General features: G+C 66.0%; 11 protein-coding genes. 6 read left to right on the top strand and 5 right to left on the bottom strand.

From position 1 onward, the window contains the following. Positions 1–9 precede the first annotated feature (9 nt). The gene (locus AC3WJB_RS00780) at positions 10–1842 is read left to right on the top strand and encodes a tetratricopeptide repeat-containing sulfotransferase family protein (protein ID WP_492677735.1); all 1833 of its coding nucleotides are present in this window, start codon (positions 10–12) and stop codon (positions 1840–1842) included. Here AC3WJB_RS00780 and AC3WJB_RS00775 read toward each other — a convergent pair. Then, complete coding sequence (locus AC3WJB_RS00775) at positions 1812–3377, bottom strand: tetratricopeptide repeat-containing sulfotransferase family protein (RefSeq protein WP_492677733.1); 1566 nt, start codon at positions 3375–3377, stop codon at positions 1812–1814. The genes AC3WJB_RS00780 and AC3WJB_RS00775 overlap by 31 nt on opposite strands. A 160-nt stretch (positions 3378–3537) precedes the next feature. Between AC3WJB_RS00775 and AC3WJB_RS00770 the strand changes: the two genes are divergently transcribed. Then, on the top strand, positions 3538–4860 hold the full coding sequence (locus tag AC3WJB_RS00770; protein WP_492677731.1) for an aspartyl/asparaginyl beta-hydroxylase domain-containing protein: 1323 nt from the start codon (positions 3538–3540) through the stop codon (positions 4858–4860). A gap of 5 nt (positions 4861–4865) precedes the next feature. On the opposite strand, the gene grxD is transcribed toward AC3WJB_RS00770, so the two are convergent. Next, positions 4866–5789, bottom strand: coding sequence for a Grx4 family monothiol glutaredoxin (gene grxD / locus AC3WJB_RS00765; protein ID WP_492677729.1), 924 nt, complete (start codon positions 5787–5789; stop codon positions 4866–4868). A gap of 74 nt (positions 5790–5863) precedes the next feature. Next, the gene (locus AC3WJB_RS00760; protein ID WP_492677727.1) at positions 5864–6481 is read right to left on the bottom strand and encodes an SGNH/GDSL hydrolase family protein; all 618 of its coding nucleotides are present in this window, start codon (positions 6479–6481) and stop codon (positions 5864–5866) included. A gap of 147 nt (positions 6482–6628) precedes the next feature. On the opposite strand from AC3WJB_RS00760, the gene AC3WJB_RS00755 reads away from it, so the two are divergent. After that, positions 6629–8635, top strand: a complete 2007-nt coding sequence (locus AC3WJB_RS00755; protein WP_492677725.1) for a CocE/NonD family hydrolase — start codon at positions 6629–6631, stop codon at positions 8633–8635. A gap of 301 nt (positions 8636–8936) precedes the next feature. Here AC3WJB_RS00755 and AC3WJB_RS00750 read toward each other — a convergent pair whose 3' ends face one another. Both AC3WJB_RS00750 and AC3WJB_RS00745 read right to left on the bottom strand, forming a co-directional pair. Then, positions 8937–10427, bottom strand: a complete 1491-nt coding sequence (locus AC3WJB_RS00750; protein WP_492677723.1) for a multicopper oxidase family protein — start codon at positions 10425–10427, stop codon at positions 8937–8939. Between the two features lie 99 nt (positions 10428–10526). Then, entirely contained in the window at positions 10527–13496 is a 2970-nt protein-coding gene (locus AC3WJB_RS00745) for a WD40/YVTN/BNR-like repeat-containing protein (RefSeq protein ID WP_492677721.1), read from the bottom strand. Positions 13497–13885: 389 nt separating this feature from the next. On the opposite strand from AC3WJB_RS00745, the gene AC3WJB_RS00740 reads away from it, so the two are divergent. The 3 genes from AC3WJB_RS00740 to AC3WJB_RS00730 all read left to right on the top strand — a co-directional run bounded on the left by AC3WJB_RS00740 (position 13886) and on the right by AC3WJB_RS00730 (position 17720). Next, positions 13886–15325, top strand: coding sequence for a peptidase dimerization domain-containing protein (locus tag AC3WJB_RS00740; RefSeq protein WP_492677719.1), 1440 nt, complete (start codon positions 13886–13888; stop codon positions 15323–15325). Between the two features lie 192 nt (positions 15326–15517). Continuing rightward, complete coding sequence (locus AC3WJB_RS00735) at positions 15518–16819, top strand: M24 family metallopeptidase (RefSeq protein ID WP_492677717.1); 1302 nt, start codon at positions 15518–15520, stop codon at positions 16817–16819. A 100-nt stretch (positions 16820–16919) separates the two neighbouring features. Beyond that, complete coding sequence (locus tag AC3WJB_RS00730) at positions 16920–17720, top strand: DUF3014 domain-containing protein (protein WP_492677715.1); 801 nt, start codon at positions 16920–16922, stop codon at positions 17718–17720. The last annotated feature ends 1 nt before the right edge of the window (position 17721 follow it).

Genomic DNA, 17721 nt, shown 5'->3' with positions numbered 1-17721 from the left:
GATAGTGAGATGCCTGTCACCGCCACTGAAATCATCGCCACGGCACTGAATGCCGGACGCTTGGTCGAGGCCGAACGTCTGTCCAGGGCCGGGCTCGACGAGCAGCCCGACGACGGCAACCTGCAGCTGCTGCTGGCTATCAGCCTGCATCTGCAAAAGAAGCTCGACGTCGCGCTTCCGCTTTATGCGCAGCTCACCCGCCGCTATCCGCAATCCGGGGTGCACTGGAGCAACTACGCCACCGCGCTGCGCGAATCCGGTGACCTGGACGCTGCGGCCCAGGCGTATGCCACGGCGTTGCAGTGGGATCCGAAGAACGCCCAGACCCTGCTCAACCTGGGGCTGCTGCAGATGCAGCAGCAGGCCTATCCCGAGGCGCGCGAGACCCTGCTCGATGCGCATCTGCTGGACCCCGAATCCATCCCCATCCGCATCCGCGCGGCCAGCGCCTGCAGCGCATGCCGGGATATGCAGATCGACAAGCTGCTTCAGCCTTGGCGAACCTGGACCGGGCTGGATGACGAGCTGCAGCTCGAGCTTGCCCACCTGCTGATGGCGCAGGGCGATCCCAAGGGCGCCGAAGCGCTGCTGCGCGAAATCCTGCAACGCACACCGGCCTATCTGCCGGCGCAGCTCCAGCTGGCTGTCACCTACGAGCGCATGAACCGGCTCGACGCCGCCGATCAGCTGCTGCGCCGGATCATGGGCGAGCAATTGATATTGGACGAGCCGGCGCGCAAGGAGATCGCGCACCAGCAGGCCAGGCTGGCGCAGCGCCGGGGCGACTGGGCCGGCTCACGTGCGCTGCTGGAGCGTACCGGTCCGGGTACTGATGGCGACTATGTGCACTACTTTGCGCTGGCCGAGAGCTGCGACAAGTTGGGCGACACGGCGGCCGCCATGCAGGCCTTGGCCTTGGCGCATGCGCGCCAGGGCGAGGAGATGCGCCGGGTGGTGCCCTCGCACTTCCTCCCCGACGCGCCGCTGTTGCCGGCGGCCGTCACGCGCCTGAGCGTCGAGGAATTCCGCGCCTGGCCGAAATTGCGCGCGCCGGAAGCCAGCCAGTCCCCGGTGTTCATCGTGGGCTTCCCGCGCTCGGGCACCACCCTGCTGGAGCAGATGCTGGACGCCCATCCGGCCCTGCAGTCGATGGATGAACGCCCGTTCCTCAACACTTTGGCCGACGGCCTTGCCAGCTACGAAGTGCGCGTGCCGCAGGACTTGTACAAATTGAACCAGCGCGACTGCGACGAGCTGCGCAAGCATTACTGGTCATTGGTGTGCGAGAAGATCCCGCGCAACTGGGAGGCGCAACTGGTCGACAAGAACCCGCTCAACATGCTGTGGCTGCCGCTGATCAACCGCATGTTTCCCGAAGCCAGGTTCATCCTGGCGCTGCGTCATCCCTGCGACGTGATCCTCAGTTGCTACATGCAGAATTTCCGTTCCACGGTGCTGGCCACGGCCTGCGCGGACCTGGAGCGGCTGGCCACGGCCTACGTGACGGCGATGGCACATTGGCTGCATCACGTCGAGGTGTTCCAGCCGGCCGTGCTGGTGTCGCGTTACGAGGACCTGGTTGCCGATCTACCCGCGCAGAGCGAGCGCATTGCGGCGTTCCTCGGCCTCGAGGATGCCGCACCGCTGCAGCAATTTGCCGCGCACGCACGCGGCAAGGCATACATCGGCACGCCCAGTTACGACCAGGTCATCCAGCCGGTGAGCACCCGCGCAGTCAATCGTTGGACGCGCTACCAGGCACAACTCGAAGCGGTCTTGCCGATCCTCGCGCCGATGCTGCGCCATTGGGGCTATCCCGACGGGTCCGCAAGCGGCGGATAGCCGAGCGCCGCGCGCAACGGATCGAGCAGGGCGCCGTAGCGCGGCGCGCGCGCAGTGTCGCGCTGCAGCGGTTGGCGGACCTGGGCGGCACTGGGCGAATGGACGTCCCGCTGGGTGGCGTGGAATTGCAGGCAGGCGGCTTCGAACGCCAGGCCGCAAAAGGCCAGCAGGCGGCGGATCGAGGCGTCCGGGTCGGCCAGCAGGTCTTCGTAACCGTGCTCGAGGACGTGGCCGGGGTGCAGCGCCGACCAGTGCCGGACGCTGCGGTCGAAGTCGCGCCAGAAACTCGCCAGGTCCTCGAATGTGCGTGTGTACTCGTTGCCGGCAAAACGTTGCCGGTAGCACGACAGGCAGGTCTCCAACGGATCGCGCCGGCAGGCGATGATGTGGGCGCCCGGCAGCATCGCGCGGATGGCACCAATATAGATCCAGTTGTTCGGCAGCTTGTCGGTGAACCTGGTCCGGCGTCCTTGCCAGCGCTGGCTGCGCTCCAGGTAGCGCCGACCGAGGCGCTCCCAGTCGACTGGCTGCATGGCGGGTACCCAGCGCGGGAACGGCTGGCCGCGGCGCTGCGACTCCTCGGCCAGTACAGCTGGCAGGTCGACCAGTTCCCCGGCGCCTTCGACGGCGCTGTGCGAGGCCAGGATCTGTTCGACCAGGGTGGAGCCCGAGCGCGGCAGGCTGGTGATGAAAATGACTTCATGGCCAAGCGTCGGCGTGCGGGCTGTGGGCGGAGGCGGGGAAAAGGCTGCAACGACGTCGGCGACACTGGCGGAAAAACCGGCGGCATCCCAGGTCTGCCGCCGCCGCGCGACTGCATTGGCTTGCGCGAGCGTGGCGAGGGATTCCGCGTAGCGTCCGGCATCCCCCAGCGCCTTGGCCAGGGCGAAGCCAATCGCGATCAGGTCGTCGTCGCTGGCCTCCGGGCGTCGCATGGCGATCTGCATGCGCTGGATGTCGTCGTCGGCGAAGCGCGTGGTTTTGAGGTCGGCCAGGCCCCACCAGGCCTGGCCGACCCAAGGCTCCCGGGTGATGATTTGGCGGTACTGGGCCGCGGCCTCGCTCACCGCCCCGCGGTTGCGCAACTCGTCGCCGAGCAAGGCGCGCGCCGCGGACTGCCCGGGATCGAGCTCCACCGCCTTGTGCAGCGCGGCCTCAGCCTCCCCATGGCGTACGCCGCGGATCAGCATCACGCCAAGGTTGAACCACGCCAGGGCCAGCGTCGGTTGCAGCTCGCAGGCGCGCTGCAGTGCCTCGACCGCCGCATCGTAGTTGCCGGCGTTGCCATAGATCGTGCCCAGCGTGTTGCAGTACAGCGCGTCGTCCGGACGCTGTGTCACGGCCCGGCGCATCACGGCGACGGCTTCGCGATGTTGCCCCTGCAGGCTGTGGATGCCGGCACGCATGCGCAGCACCTCGGGGTGTCCGGCTTCGGCCGCCGGGATCGCCGCAAGGCTTTGGCTGGCCGCATCGAGCCGACCGGCATCCAGCGCCGCACCTGCGCTCGCCACGTGCCGCCAGCTGGCGTCGCTCAATCCTTGCCGTCGTGAAGTCATCTGCGGGCGTCTATATCATCGGTGAGGGCCGCCGCCGGGCTGCGCGGTGCACGCATATGGTCAGCGGAAGCCTGGCGCAGTGCGGCATCGCGTATTATGCCGGTCAGTCACCAGTTACGCAGTCCATCACGGTATCGCCATGGCCATTGAAGCAAATCCGCAACCGGTCGATTTCCGCGCGCGTGCGCGCTTCGCCGTGCAGCACGGGGACGAAGCCCTGGCGGAGTCCGCGTATGCGCGGGTTCTCGACAGTGAGCCCGGGGACGTCGAAGCGCTGCAATACCTGGCCCATCTGCAACTGGTACGAGGCTTTGCCCATCGCGCGGTCGAGATGTTGCGGGTGGCGGCCAAGGCGCACCCGGACGTGGCTGGGACCTGGCATCAGCTGGGGGCTTCGCAGATGATGGATGGCGACCTGCGCGGGGCCGCGGACAGCTTGCGCCAGGCGTTGCAGCTTGGCCCGCAGATGTTTGTCGCGCGCCTGCGCCTGGGCACGGTGCTCGAACAGTTGGGCGAATCGCACCAGGCGCTGGTGGAGTATTTCGGGGCGATCAACGTGGCCCAGGACCAGGGGCGCTGGTTGAGCGAGGACACGACCGCTCCCGGTATCCGCGAGGCGGTCAAGCACGCCATCCGCTACGTCGATGTCGGGCGCCACGCGTTGTTCGAGCAGACCATGGAGCCGCTGCGCGAGCGCTATGGACGTGCGGAGATGGCGCGCGTCGACCAGGCGCTGGCCATCTATCTCGGCGAGCAGCCGGCGAACATTCCCGATCCGCGGCAAAAGCCGAAGTTCCTGTACTTCCCCGGGGTGCCAAGCCGGACCTATTACGCCCGCGAGAACTTTCCGTGGTACGAGCAACTGGAAGCCAGCACCGACATCGTCCGCGAGGAACTGCGCCGGGTGCTGCTGGAAGGGGAAAACGACCTGGAGTCGTTCCTGGGCGGTCCGGCGGGTGACCTGCCCGGCCTGCTCAAGGGCTCGGGTGGGACGCCGGCTTCGTGGGACGCGTTTTTCTTTTTCCGCCACGGCGAGCGCTTCGACGAGCACCTGCAACGGTGCCCGCACACCGCGGCGCTCCTGCACGATTTGCCGCTGGTGCGCGTCCGCGCGCATGCGCCCGAAGCGCTGTTCTCGGTGCTGCGCCCGGGCTCGCACATCCTGCTGCACCGTGGGGTCACCAATACCCGCCTGGTCACGCATCTACCGCTCATCGTGCCGCCGGATTGTGCCATTCGCGTGGGCGGCGAGATTCACGCCTGGCAAGAGGGACGCGCAGTGACGTTTGACGACACCATGGAGCACGAGGCGTGGAACCGCAGCGGCGAGACCCGCGTGGTGCTGATCCTCGATTGCTGGAACCCGGACATGACGGTGGCCGAGCAAGGCGCGATCACCGAGCTGGTTGGCGCGATAGGCGACTTCAACGCCGCCAGCCGCGTCCCCATGCCAGTGGGCTGAGACGCTCAGTAGCGCGGCACGCTCGGGTCGATCCCGACCGACCACGCATCCATGCCGCCCTCGACGTTCGCCACGTTGCTGAAACCGTGGGCGGCAAAGCGTTGCGCCACGCTCTTGCTTGACACCCCGGTATGGCAGATGAAGGCCAGCGCGGTGTCCTTCGGCAGGCTGGCCAGGCTTTCGTAACCCTCTTCGTCCAGGATGCGTGCCGCCGCCAGGGGGGCGGCCAGGGCGCGGGCGGCGGCGGGCCGCACGTCGATGAGCGTGATGTCCTGGGCGGCCAGCCGGGCTTGCAGTTGTTGCACGCTCATGGCCTTGATCGTTTGCGCGCCAGGGAAGGTCAGGCTGAGGCCCTCCCCCTGCACGGTGGCGACCCAGTCGATGACGATGCCGCGGGCGCGCTTGGCGCTGGCCGGATCGAAGTGCACCTCCAGGCCGTTGGCGTGGGCGACGATGTCGTGCTCGTCAGCCGGCGCAAGCTGGAAGCCCGCGCTGTGGTCCGGGCCGATCTCCAGGTGCAGGGCGGCACCCTCGGCGTTCGTGGTCGCGTCGCGGATGGCTTCGGCGGCGGCATCGGTGATGGTGATTTCCGGCGCGGTGCGGTCCGGCGCGGGCAGGCCAAACAAGGCATGCAGCTCGCCGCTGGTGTACATCTGCTGGATGATGTCCGCGCCGCCGACCAGCTCGCCCCCTACGTAAAGCTGGGGAATCGTGGGCCAGTCGCCGTACTCCTTGATGCCCTGGCGAATCTCGGCATCCTCGAGCACGTTGACGGTGTGGTAGTCGGGCAAGAGTTCATTGAGGGTATTGGTGGCGGCCAGGGAAAAACCGCACATTGGCTGCTGGCGGTCGCCCTTCATGAACAGGACGACCGGGTGTTCATGCAGCAGGGTCTCAATACGTTCGCGCGTGGTGCTATCCAGGGGCATGTCGAGCTCCGGCAAATAAGCTCAATGATACGCTGCCGCCCTGCCGTCTTGCGGCTCCCGCATGAAACGCGGGTTCAGCCGAGCGCGGTGCGGGCGGCAGCCGCAATTGGCGCGGCCCAGGCCGCATACTGCGCGCCCGTCGGATGCAGGCCGTCAGTGCCGATCCAACCAGGCGTGGCCTGCCGGGACAGCGGCGTGATGTCGATCCATGGCGCGCCGGCGCGTGCGGCCTCATCCCGGGCCACGGCGTTATAGGCGTCCAATTCGCGCGCAACCTGCGCGGGGTCACGTTGTTGCTGGCGGGCATAGGGCGTGTGGCCCCAATCGGGAATCGAGGGCACGATCACCCGGCCGGCATGCCCACCGGCCAGCTCGCGCGCATGCGCGAGCAAGGCGCGCAGCGAAACCCGGTATGACTCCGGGGATTGGCCGCGATACTGGTCGTTCACGCCGATCTGCAGCGAGACCAGGCCGTAGGGTGGTTGCAGGTCCGCCTGCTCGATGCCGGCAGCCAATTCCTGCGTGGTCCAGCCAGTGCGTGCCACGATGCGGACTTCGCTGATCGCCTGCGATTCGGCGCGCAAGCGGCAGGCCAATTGTTCCGGCCACCGCTCGGCGGGGGCTACGCCTTCGCCGCAGGTGTAGGAATCGCCCAAGGCGAGGTAGCGCAGGGCAGTGGGGGTCACGGTCATGCATGCACCAGGCAGGTGAGGGGAGGCTGTAAGTCGCAACTTACAGCCCCGTCCCCTTTTACACCACGCGGCGAGGTCTTACGATCGGGGCTTGGTGTGCGCGCATTGCTTGCACCGCGCCAACTGGTTCGGCTTGAGGGGATTGCCATGCGTTTGACTCGACTTGCGGCAACGGCAGCCAGCGCCGTGGCGCCGTTTGGACTTTCGCTGCTGCTGGCCAGCCCGGTCATCGCGCAGCAGCGGCTCACGCCGGAGGAAGCGCTGATTGCCCAGCGCAACAGCATCGAGCAGCAGCTCGAGCAGGTGGCCGTCATCGACCGCAAGGTCATGGTCAAGATGCGCGACGGCAAGCTGATGGCGGCCGACATCTACCGGCCGAAGAACGCTGCCGGCAGGGTGCCGATCATCTTCGTGCGCACGCCATACAACTTCAATTACTGGGACGTGAAGCTGGGCGCCCCGCGCGACATGAGCCGCGAACTCGAGGCCGTGAAGCGCGGCTACGCCTACGTGCAGATCAACGAGCGTGGGCACTTCTTCTCGCAAGGCGAGTACGACATTCTCGGCCCGCCGCTTTCCGATGGTTCCGATGAGATCAAATGGATGTCCTCGCAGCCCTGGTCGAACGGCAAGGTCGGCACGACCGGCTGTTCCTCCACCGCGGAGTGGCAGTTGGCCGTGGTGGCACAGAATGATCCGGGCTTGGCCACGTTCAACGTGCAGGGCTTTGGCGCCGGCGTGGGCAAGGTCGGCCCGTATTGGGAGCAGGGCAACTGGTATCGCGGCGGCGCGGTGCAGATGCTCTTTATCGACTGGCTGTATGGCCAGCAGAACCAGGTGCGGCCGATGTTTCCCGCCGACGCCTCGCAGGCGCACCTGATCCGGGTGTCCAAGGCATTCGACCTGGCGCCGCAGATGCCGCCGGTGGACTGGGACAAGGCGTTCCGGCATCTGCCGGAAAAAGACATACTGCGCGCGGTCGGCGGTCCGCCGGGCATCTTCGACACGGTCATGCCGGTTGCCACCGGCGGCAACATGATTGCGCGCACACCAAACAGCCCGGCCTGGACCCGTGGCGGGCTGTGGAACGAGAGCATGCGGGTGAGCAAGCCGGGCCTCTGGTTCGTGAGCTGGTTTGACGTCGGTGTGTCGCCGAACCTGGCCGCCTACAACGAGGTGCGACGCACCGCGCCGAAGGCGATCGCCGATCAGCAATACCTCGTCATTTCCCCGGTGCTGCATTGTGCGTATACCCGCGCCACCGAGCACACGATGATCGGCGACCTGGACGTGGGCGATGCGCGCATGGACTTCAACGGACTGATGTACGGCTGGTTCGATCACTTCCTCAAGGGCGAGGACAACGGCATCCTGCAGAAGCAGCCCAAGGTGCTGTACTACGTCATGGGCGAAAACAAGTGGAAGCAGTCGCCGACCTGGCCGCCGGCCGGCGCCACCACGCAGAGCTTCTACTTCACCAGCAAGGGCCACGCAAACACCTTGTACGGCGACGGCGCACTGGCAACGGCGCCAGCGGTGACGGACCAACCCGATTCCTTCATCTACGATCCGGGTAATCCGGTGCCGACGTTCGGTGGCGGTGGCTGCTGCCAGGGCAATGCGGTGAAGTTCGGTTCCTACGACCAGAGCGGGCACGAAACCCGCAACGACATCCTGGTCTACGACAGCGAGCCGTTCAAGCAAGGTGTCGAGGTCAGTGGGCCGATCACGGTGACGCTGTATGTGTCCTCCAGCGCCAAGGACACCGACTTCACGTTCAAGGTGATGGACGTCCATCCGGACGGCAAGGCCTACAACATTACCGAGAACATCCAGCGCATGCGCTACCGCGACGGCTACGACCAGCCGCTGGCGTGGATGTCGCCGGACAAGGTGTACAAGGTGACATTCCAGCCGATTGACACCAGCAACTACTTTGCCGCCGGGCACAAGTTGCGCGTGGCGATCTCCAGCAGCAATTTCCCGCGCTTCGACCGCAACCTCAACACTGGCGGCAACAACTACGACGAGACCAAATGGGTGGTGGCGCACAACGCGGTGCACCACAGCGGCGAGTATCCCTCGAGCATCACCATTACCGTGGTGCCCGGCGGTGGCCAACCTGTGCAGGTGGCCCTTCCCAAACACGACTGAGCGCGACTGGCACGGCTGATCGGCTGTGCCGGCCGGGGCATCACCCGTCGGCTCGGGGATGCCCAGTGGATCCGCCACACCGCCATGCTGCCACGTCTCTACGTCTCTACGTCTCTACGTCGTCATTCCCGCGAAAGCGGCAATCCAGTGCTTTGGCTCTTACGGATCACATGAAAGCACTGGATGACCAGACCTTCGTCTGTTGAAAAGCTCTTCCCGCTTTCGCGGGGATGACGACGGGGAGGGGATGACGACGGGGAGGGGACGACGACGGGGAGGGGACGACGGCGAAGCCGCGGTGTTACACCGTCTCGAACAGCGCCATGAAGCCGTAGTCCATGTGGCTTTGCATGTGGCAGTGAAACAGGCTCAGGCCGGGCTGGTCGGCGGTGAAGTCGACCTCGGTGGTCTGGAAACCAGGTACCAGGACCACGTCCTTCATTACCCCGCCCGTGGGCTGGCCCATCACGCTCACGATCTCGAAGCTGTGGCGGTGCAGGTGCAACGGATGGATGTCGTCGCTGGCATTGCGCAGGCGCAGCCGGTAGCGGCCGCCGAGCCTGAGCCTGCGTGTCACCGGCATGGTTTTCTCGTCGTAGGGCACGCCGTTGATGGACCACAGGTCGAAACCTTCGCCCGCGCTCTGCCGGGCGGTGATCAGCAGGTCGATGATCTCGTCGGGCTTGACTGGCTTGCGGGGTGGACCGGCAAAGCGCCGGTAGTCCCACCTGAACCCCGCCGGGGGCGCCTGCCACTGCGGCTTGCCGCCGGCGCCAGCATATTCGACGACGATACCCATGCCAGCTTCGCGGTTGGCATCGATCGTGTCGCCAAGCACCCACACGCCCGGGCGGTTCATTTCCACGATGGCGGAAACGCGCTCGGCGGTGCCCAGCCACAGTACCGGCACCTCCGCCGGCGTCGGCACCGGATTGCCATCCAGCGCTATCACCTTGAAGGCATGCCCGGGCAGGGCGAGGCTGTAATTTTCGGTGGCGCTCGCGTTGATGACGTGGAGCAGCACGCGCTCGCCGCGCCTGACCTTGATTGGCTCGCCCTCGCCGAGCATCTTGCCGTTAATGGCGAACGCTTCGTAGTTGAGCTCATAGCCCGGTGGCACCGAGCCGGCGTCGGCATCGGCCTTGGCGGCGATGCCGACCAGGTCGATGTCCATGCCGTCCGGCGCCATGAACGGACTGTCCATGTCGACCCGGTTGAGGTAGGGCTGGAATTCCTTGAGGGTCAGGAACACCTCGCGGTCGTAGGCGCCCGGATCGTGCCTCGGCTCGATGTACACGGGGCCGGCGAGGCCCGTGTACAACCCGCGCGCGAGGTCGATGCCCGCGCGCACGTGGGTATGGTAGTAGCGCAGGCCCGAAGGCGTGGGCGTAAAGACCAGGCGGCGATGGCCGTTCGCGGGTACGGGCGGGGTGTGCTCCTCGAACGCGCCGTCCACGCTGTCTGGAAGATGTTGGCCGTGCCAATGCACCTGTTCGGCGATGTCGGTGTCGTTGAAGACGTCGACGATGGCGCGCTGGCCTTCCTTGAAGCGCAGCAGCGGGCCAGGGAAGTCGCCGTTGTACAGGGTGGTGGAGACGAAGCGCTTGGGGCCGAGCTCCAGGATGCCGCTGGCGATGCGCAAGCTGTAGTCGGACTTCGCGGCGCGTTCGGCGGCCGTGAGCGGAATTTCTTTGGGCGCCACCATGCGCCCGGCTGCCGTGGACGACGTCAATGGGACGCCGGCCGCGAGCGCGGCCAACCCGGTGCTTTTGAGGAAATCACGCCGATCCACGATGGCTCCGCCCGGTGGGGAATAGCCCTCAATGGTATGCCCCATTGGCGCCACGGTACACGGCGACCCTGCCGTGCACCGTGGTCGTGGCTGGCCGGCCTATTGGCCCAGCATGGCGTCCACGCGCTGCCTGAGTTCGGCCACGGCGGCAACCTGCTGGGTGGTCGGCGTGGCCGTGGTGGAAGGGTTGTCGCCTTCGCCGCCATAGGCGCCGCCGTACAGCGAGTTGTATTGCGCAATCAACTCGCCGTTCAACTTGCGCAGCTCCGGGTTCTCCTTGCCGTTGGCCTGCTTCAGCGCCGTGTAGGTGCGTGCGATGTCGGCGCTGAGTTGCATGCCGAGCTGGAACTGTTGTTCGAGACCGGCCATGGGCTTGTCGACGCGCGGGTCGGCGCGGACGGTCAGCGAGCGGGTCAAGGTCTGCCCGCCGGCGGTGAGCTTGACCGTGTACTGCCCGGGCAATGCCGGCACGCCGGTGAGCCCCATCGGCGTGTCGCGGTAGATCACACCCATGGGCGCATGCGGCTCCAGCGAGGGCGGCGAGGGATACAGCAGGTCCCACACGAAACGGTGCATGCCCGGCTGCGCCGACAGGATCTGTGGTGCGCGCAGCCAATAGGTGGGGAAGTTGATTTCGTTGGGGTCGACCGTGGGTGGCTGGTCGGTGGAGCTGAAGTGGCGAACGATCTTGCCCCCGGCATCCAGGATGTCCAGAGTCACCGGGCCGGTCGTGCCGGGCTTCAGCAGGTAGTCGATGATGGCACCGCTGGGCGGGTTTTGTCCGGCCGGGAATTCAGGCTCCAGCTGGGTATCGGAATAGGCATTGCGCGGCAGCTGGTAGGCCGCGGCGGGTTGGTACAGGTAGGCCCCCGTGGCCGCCTTCGCGGCGGCGAGCTGGCGCAGCGGACTGATGTCGTCGAGGATCCACAGGGCGCGGCCGTGGGTGCCAAGCACGATGTCGTTGTCGTGGATCACCAGGTCGCGCATGGACGTCTGCGGCAGGTTTTGCTGCAGCGATTGCCAATGCGCGCCATCGTCGGCCGAGAACCACACCGCGCGCTCGGTGCCGGCAAACAGCAGGCCTTTCTGTACCGGATCCTCGCGCACGACGTTGGCCGAGGCATTGTCCGGCAGCCCGTTCACGATCAACTGCCAGGTCTTGCCACCGTCATGCGTGCGGTAGATGTAGGGCTTGAGGTCGTCGAGGCGGAAGCGGCTGACCGAGGCATACGCGGTCTGCTCGTCGTAGTGCGAGGCCACCAGCTGGGTCACCTTGCTCCACGAAGTCATGCCCTTTGGGGTGACGTCCTGCCAATGCTTGCCGCCGTCCCGGGTGAGCCAGATGAGCCCGTCGTCGGTGCCGGCCCAGATCGTATTGGCGTCCTTGAACGAGGGTCCGATGCTGTAGATCACGCCACGGTGGTCGAGCGGGTTCTCGTGCGCGGCAAACGGCTTCAGGTTTGCCGGTATGCCGGGATTGGGCCGGGACAGGTCAGGGCTGATCGTCTGCCAGCTGTGGCCGCCGTCCGTGGTCTTGAACAGGACGTTCGAGCCCAGGTAGAGCACGTGCGGATCGGCCGGCGAGAACAGCAGGGGCGCGGTACGGTTGAAGCGGTACTTGCCGGTGAAGAGCGCCACCTGCGGGCCCACTTGCTGGCTTTCGCCGGTCCGCCAGTCGTAGCGCACCACGCGGCTGGAATAGGTGATGTTGGGGTCGAGCGGGTCGGGGGCGATATAGGCATATTCCTCGCCACCTACCGGATGCCAGTCGCGGAACGTGATCTGGCCGTCATTGCTGCGGCTGGTGATGGCCAACGAGCCGGTGTCCTGCTGCGAGCTGTAGACGCGGTAAGGGAACTGGTTGTCGGTGGCGACGTGGTAGGACTGGGCGAGCGGCTGGTTGTACCAGGTGCTCCAGGTCTTGCCGCCGTTGACGGTGATCGTCGCGCCCTGGTCGACCCCGACCGCCATGATCCCGGGGTTGGCCGGGTTGATCCAGGTGTGGTGGTAGTCGTTGCCGCCGGGGGCGCCGCGCAGCGTGGTGTAGCTCTTGCCGGCGTCGGTCGAGTGGTACCAGGCGGTGGAGCTCACGTAGATCTCGTCGGGATTGTTTGGGGCGACGGTGATCCAGCCGCCGGCATTGCGCGGATCGTGGTTGACGGGACGAAAGCTCAGCCCCGCATCGTCGGAGAGATAGAGCCCACGCTGAGCGGAGGAAGCGCCGACGCTGGCATAAACGCGGCTGGGTGCGCTCGGCGCGATGCCGAGCCAGATCCTCCCCAGCCCCTGGGCGACGGTCGGCAGGCCCTTGCCGACCTGCTTCCAGGTGGCGCCGCCGTCGGTCGACTTGAACACGCCGCTGCCGTCCACGCCCTGGTGAATCTGCCAGCGCCACGGCGAGACCCGGCTCGCCCAGAGCACCGCATACACCGTGTCCGGATCGGCCGGATCCAGCACGACCTGCGCCGCGCCGACGTCCGGGCCCTTGTACAGCACCTTCTGGAAGGTCCTGCCGCCATCGGTGGAGCGGAAGATGCCACGCTCGGCGTTCGGGCCGTAGGGATGGCCGAGCACGGCGACAAACAGCCGGTTTGCGTCATGCGGGTCGACGGCGATCGCCGGGATTTGCTGGCCGTCGCGCAAGCCCAGGTGCTGCCAGGTCTTGCCGGCGTCACCGGATCGGTACAGGCCGTCGCCGGTAGACAGGTCCGGCCGTTGCGTGGCCTCGCCGGAACCGGCGTAGACGACGTTCGGATCGGAGGGCGCAATCGCGATCGAGCCGATGGAGTTGTTCTCGTCGGCGGTGAATGACGCCTTCCAGGTGGCGCCGGCGTCGGTGGTCTTCCATACCCCGCCGTTGTCGGCGCTCATGTAGAACACGTTGGGCTGGTCGGGAATGCCAACGACGGCGCCAATGCGCCCGCCACGAAATGGCCCGATCAGCCGCCAGTCGAGCGCGCTGTACAGCCCGGGGTCCACCTGGGCCATGGCTGGCCATGCCGGGACCACGAGGGTGAGGGCGAGGAACAGGGCGATACGTGCCCGCGTGGCGCGGCCGTGTATGTTCATCTGCTGTCTCCTGCGATGTCGAGGTTCGTGCGCGAGCGCGCGTGCTTCGAGGCCGATCCGGATTGTTCCGATGCTGGCGGCGTGTCCCGGTGCGGTAGTGTCCCTGTCGCCAAAGTATGCCATCGACTGGGCCGCCACATGCGCCCGGAAAGCACCTGCCTTGGAGTTTGCCGCGACCCCGAGGCCGGAGGTTTTGGGCGTCCGGAGGCGAGCCTCGCTACATGGTGCGGCCGCCACGGCCAGTGTACGCGGCGCTGGTTGACACCCTGCCTGCGTTCGAGTTGAATCCAAGGACTACCTGCGCCACTCCATACTGCCATGTGGATTCGACTGCAGGCCCGTGGGGTTTCAATCGTCGATCCAGTGCCTTATCCATCCAGGGGATGTCCATGCGCATATCACTCCGAGCTTCTGCTGTCGTTTTCGGCCTGTTGGCACCATGTGTTCTGTTCGCCCAGGAAACGCCCACCGAACGGATTGCCGCCGCCGATGTGGTGACGAAGCTGGACGCACTGCAGACATCCCTCGACCTGCCGGCGTTGGCAGCCAAGCTCACCGGCCCGAACGTCCAGCGCGACCAAGTGGTGGCGCGCGCCAAGCAACTGATGGATACCGAACTGTTGGCGATGGGCGATGACATCACCAAGCATCCGGAAATCGGCTTCAAGGAAACGCGCTCGGTGAAATTGCTCACCGACTGGCTCAAGAAGCACGGCTTTGAGGTGACCACGGATGTCGCCGGAATGCCAACCGCGTTCGTGGCCCGCTACAAGAAGGGCACGGCCGGACCGAACCTTGGCATCATCGTCGAGTATGACGCCTTGCGTGGCACCAAGGGCGCGTTCCACGGCGACCAGCACAGCACCCAGGGTCCGATTGGGCTGGCCGCGGCCGTGGCGGTGTCCGAGTTCCTGACCAAGTCCGGGACGCCGGGCACGGTGACCGTCTATGGCACGCCGGGCGAGGAAATGATGCCGCCCAATGCCAAGACCGACATGCTGAAGGCCAAGGTCTTCGACGGCGCCGACATCCTGGTGCGCAGCCACTCGACCAGTCGCACCAGCCGTCCGGCGGCCGGCTTCGGCACCTGCTGCATGAACATCAATGGCGTCAAGTACACCTTCAGCGGCGCACCGGCACACCAGCTCGCGGCGTGGAACGGGCGCAACGCCTTGACCGCGGTCATGCAGCTCTTCAGCAACATCGACGGCATGCGCAGCAACATGCGCCCGGAAACGCGCATCCAGGGCGTGATCACCGAAGGTGGCGCGGCACCAAACGTGGTGCCGGACAAGACCGTGGCTGATTTCTACGTGCGCTATCCGGACGAGGTGTACCTGGCCCAGATCCAGGACATCGTCGACAACGCGGCCAAGGCAGCGGCGCTCTCGACCGGCACCAAGGTGAAGATTGACCGATATGGCGAGGACCGCGACGGCATCAGCGTCGGCTCGCTGGCCGAGGTCGCGTTTGCCTATATGAAGAAATACGGCGCAACCGATGTCGAGGCGGCGCCAGGCAAGCCACAGGGCTACGAGGAAACCGGCAGCGTCTCCAGCGCCATCCCGGGCGTGGGCTTCTCGGCCAAGACGTCCAATGCGCCGAACCACACCTACGAGATGGAAGCCGACGCGTTAAGTTCCGTGGGGCATGACGGTTTCGTCGTCGATGCCCAGGCCATGACCGCGCTGCTGTACGACTTTGCCACGCACGCCGATTATCGCGAGACGGTCAAACATGAGTTCCAGACCATCCAGGGCTTGAAGACCGAATACATCGATGCCTTGCACAAGGCTTATATGTTGCCGAAAGTCCCCGACCCGCAATAAGCAGATAAAGGGGACGGTCTGAATAATTGCCGTCATCCCCGCGGAAGCGGGGATCCAGTGAGGTCAGGTGCTGAATTCAAGGACACTGGATGACCAGACGTTCGTCTGTTGAGAGCCCCGCCTTCGCGGGAATGACGATCAAGAGCGAGTTGTTCAGAACTTCCCTTACGCCCACCAGCAGAGGAACGACGCATGGATACGAACGATTCAATACGCCCAAGCCGCCGTAATTTCCTGAAGACTTCCGCGCTTGGCCTGGCCGCGGTGCCCGCGGTCATGCTGGGCGGCAAGCTCATGGCGGCGGAGCCCGCCGGCGCCGGTGCGAAGCTGCCGGCTTCCATCCTTTCGCTCAAGCCGGTCATGGACAAGGCCGTGCCGATCACCGATGCCGAACGCAAGCAGCGCCTGGCGAAGGCGCAACGGCTGATGGCCGGGAACAAGATCGACGCCATGTACGTGGATGGCGGCGCCTCGATGGAATATTTCACCGGCATGCACTGGTTCACCAGCGAGCGCCTCATGGGTTTCGTGCTGCCGAAGTCAGGCGACCCCATCTACATCACGCCGGCGTTCGAAGAGAGCCGCGCCCGCGAGCAGATCAAGTTTGGCCACGACGTACGGGTGTGGCAGGAGCACGAGGATCCGTACCAGCGGCTGGCGCAGGTCATGGCCGACCTGCACGTTTCGACCGGCACGCTGGGCATCGAGGAGCAGGTGCCGTATTTCCGCTCGTCGCGCATCGGCGAGGCGTTGCCGCAGGCGCGCCTGGTCTCCGCCATCCCCGTCACCGCGGGCTGCCGCGCGATCAAGAGCCCTGCCGAACTGGCGTTGATGCAGGTTGCCAACGACGCGACCCTGGCGGCGTACCACGCCATCTATCTGGGCCTGCAACCCGGCATGACCCAGCAGGATGTGGCGGCATGGCTGGCGGCCGCCTACGAGCGCCAGGGCGTCACCGGCGGCGCGGGCATCAACGTCGGCAAGTACACGGCGCTGCCGCATGGCTCGATCATGCCGCAGAAGATCGTCGATGGCACTCCGCTGATGATGGATGGCGGTTGCACTGTGCACGGTTACCAGAGCGACATCACGCGTACGTTTACCCTCGGCAAGCCCAGCGACAAGATGAAGAAGGTGTTCGACATCGTGCACCGGGCCCAGGCTGCTGCGCTGCGGGCCGCGCATCCTGGCGCCACCATGGAATCGGTGGACGCCGCCGCGCGCAAGGTCATCGTCGACGCCGGCTACGGCCCCGACTACAAATACTTCGGCCACCGCCTTGGCCACGGCATCGGCATGCGGGGACACGAGTGGTACTACCTGGTGCGTGGCAACACGCGCAAGATCGAGTCAGGCATGACCTTTAGCGACGAACCGGGCATCTACATTCCGGAGGAATTCGGCGTGCGGCTCGAGGACGACATGTACATCACCGCGGGCGGTGCGCGCCTGTTCACGCCGCAGAGCCCTTCGCTGGAGCACCCGTTCGCATAAGGTATAAAGGGGGCGTGGTAAAAGGGGACGTGGCGAATCTAGAAGCTACTTGATTTGCCACGTCCCCTTTTCCTTATCCATGCGGAGGGTCGGTACCCACATGAACAAGGCGAAAGCAGCGACCAGCTGGATCGCCGCGGCGGTCATCCTGGTGGTGGTCATCGTCGCCGGCGTGTTCCTGGTGCGCCGGGCGCTGCATCCGGCATCCGACCAACAGGCGACTTCGACGGCAACGGCAGATCAGGCCAGCGCATCGTCCTCGCGGCTTCCGCCGGAGGCGTCGCGAGCCGGTGTCGCTGCCGCGTCGACGGCGACGTTGCCTGCGCTGGGTGACAGTGACGCCGAGGCGGCCGCTGCATTGACCGCACTTGCCGGGGGCGAGCTGGGTGGCTTGCTGGTTCCGCGCCAGATCATTCCCCGGATCGTGGCTACCATCGACGCCTTGCCGCGGCATGCAGGCCTCGGCCCGACCATCCTGCCGGCACAGCCGCCGAAGGGTGCGTTCCTCACGACCGAGACGAACGGCGGCAGGGTCATGGCGACGGAAAACGCTGCCCGCTACGCGCCCTACGTAACCCTGGTGGAAAACACCGATGCGCAAGCACTGGTCGACTGGTACCGGCGCGATTATGCGTTGTTCCAGGAAGCCTATCGGCAGTTGGGCTACCCCAAGGCGTCATTCAACGACCGCCTGCTCGCGGCGCTTGACGATTTGCTCGCCGCGCCCGAGCCGGCACAGCCGGCCGTGCTGCGGGCAAGCAAGGCCTACTACGTGTATACCGACGCCGCCCTGGAGTCGCGCTCGACCGGACAAAAGCTGCTGCTGCGGCTTGGGCCGGCCAACGAGGCCAAGGTGAAGGCCAAGCTGCGCTCGATCCGTGCCGCCCTCGTGGCGAAATAAA

Source organism: Rhodanobacter sp. FW510-R10 (assembly GCF_058781105.1).
The sequence above is the reverse complement of the archived record's forward strand: the minus strand, read 5'-3'. Positions and strand labels throughout refer to the sequence as shown.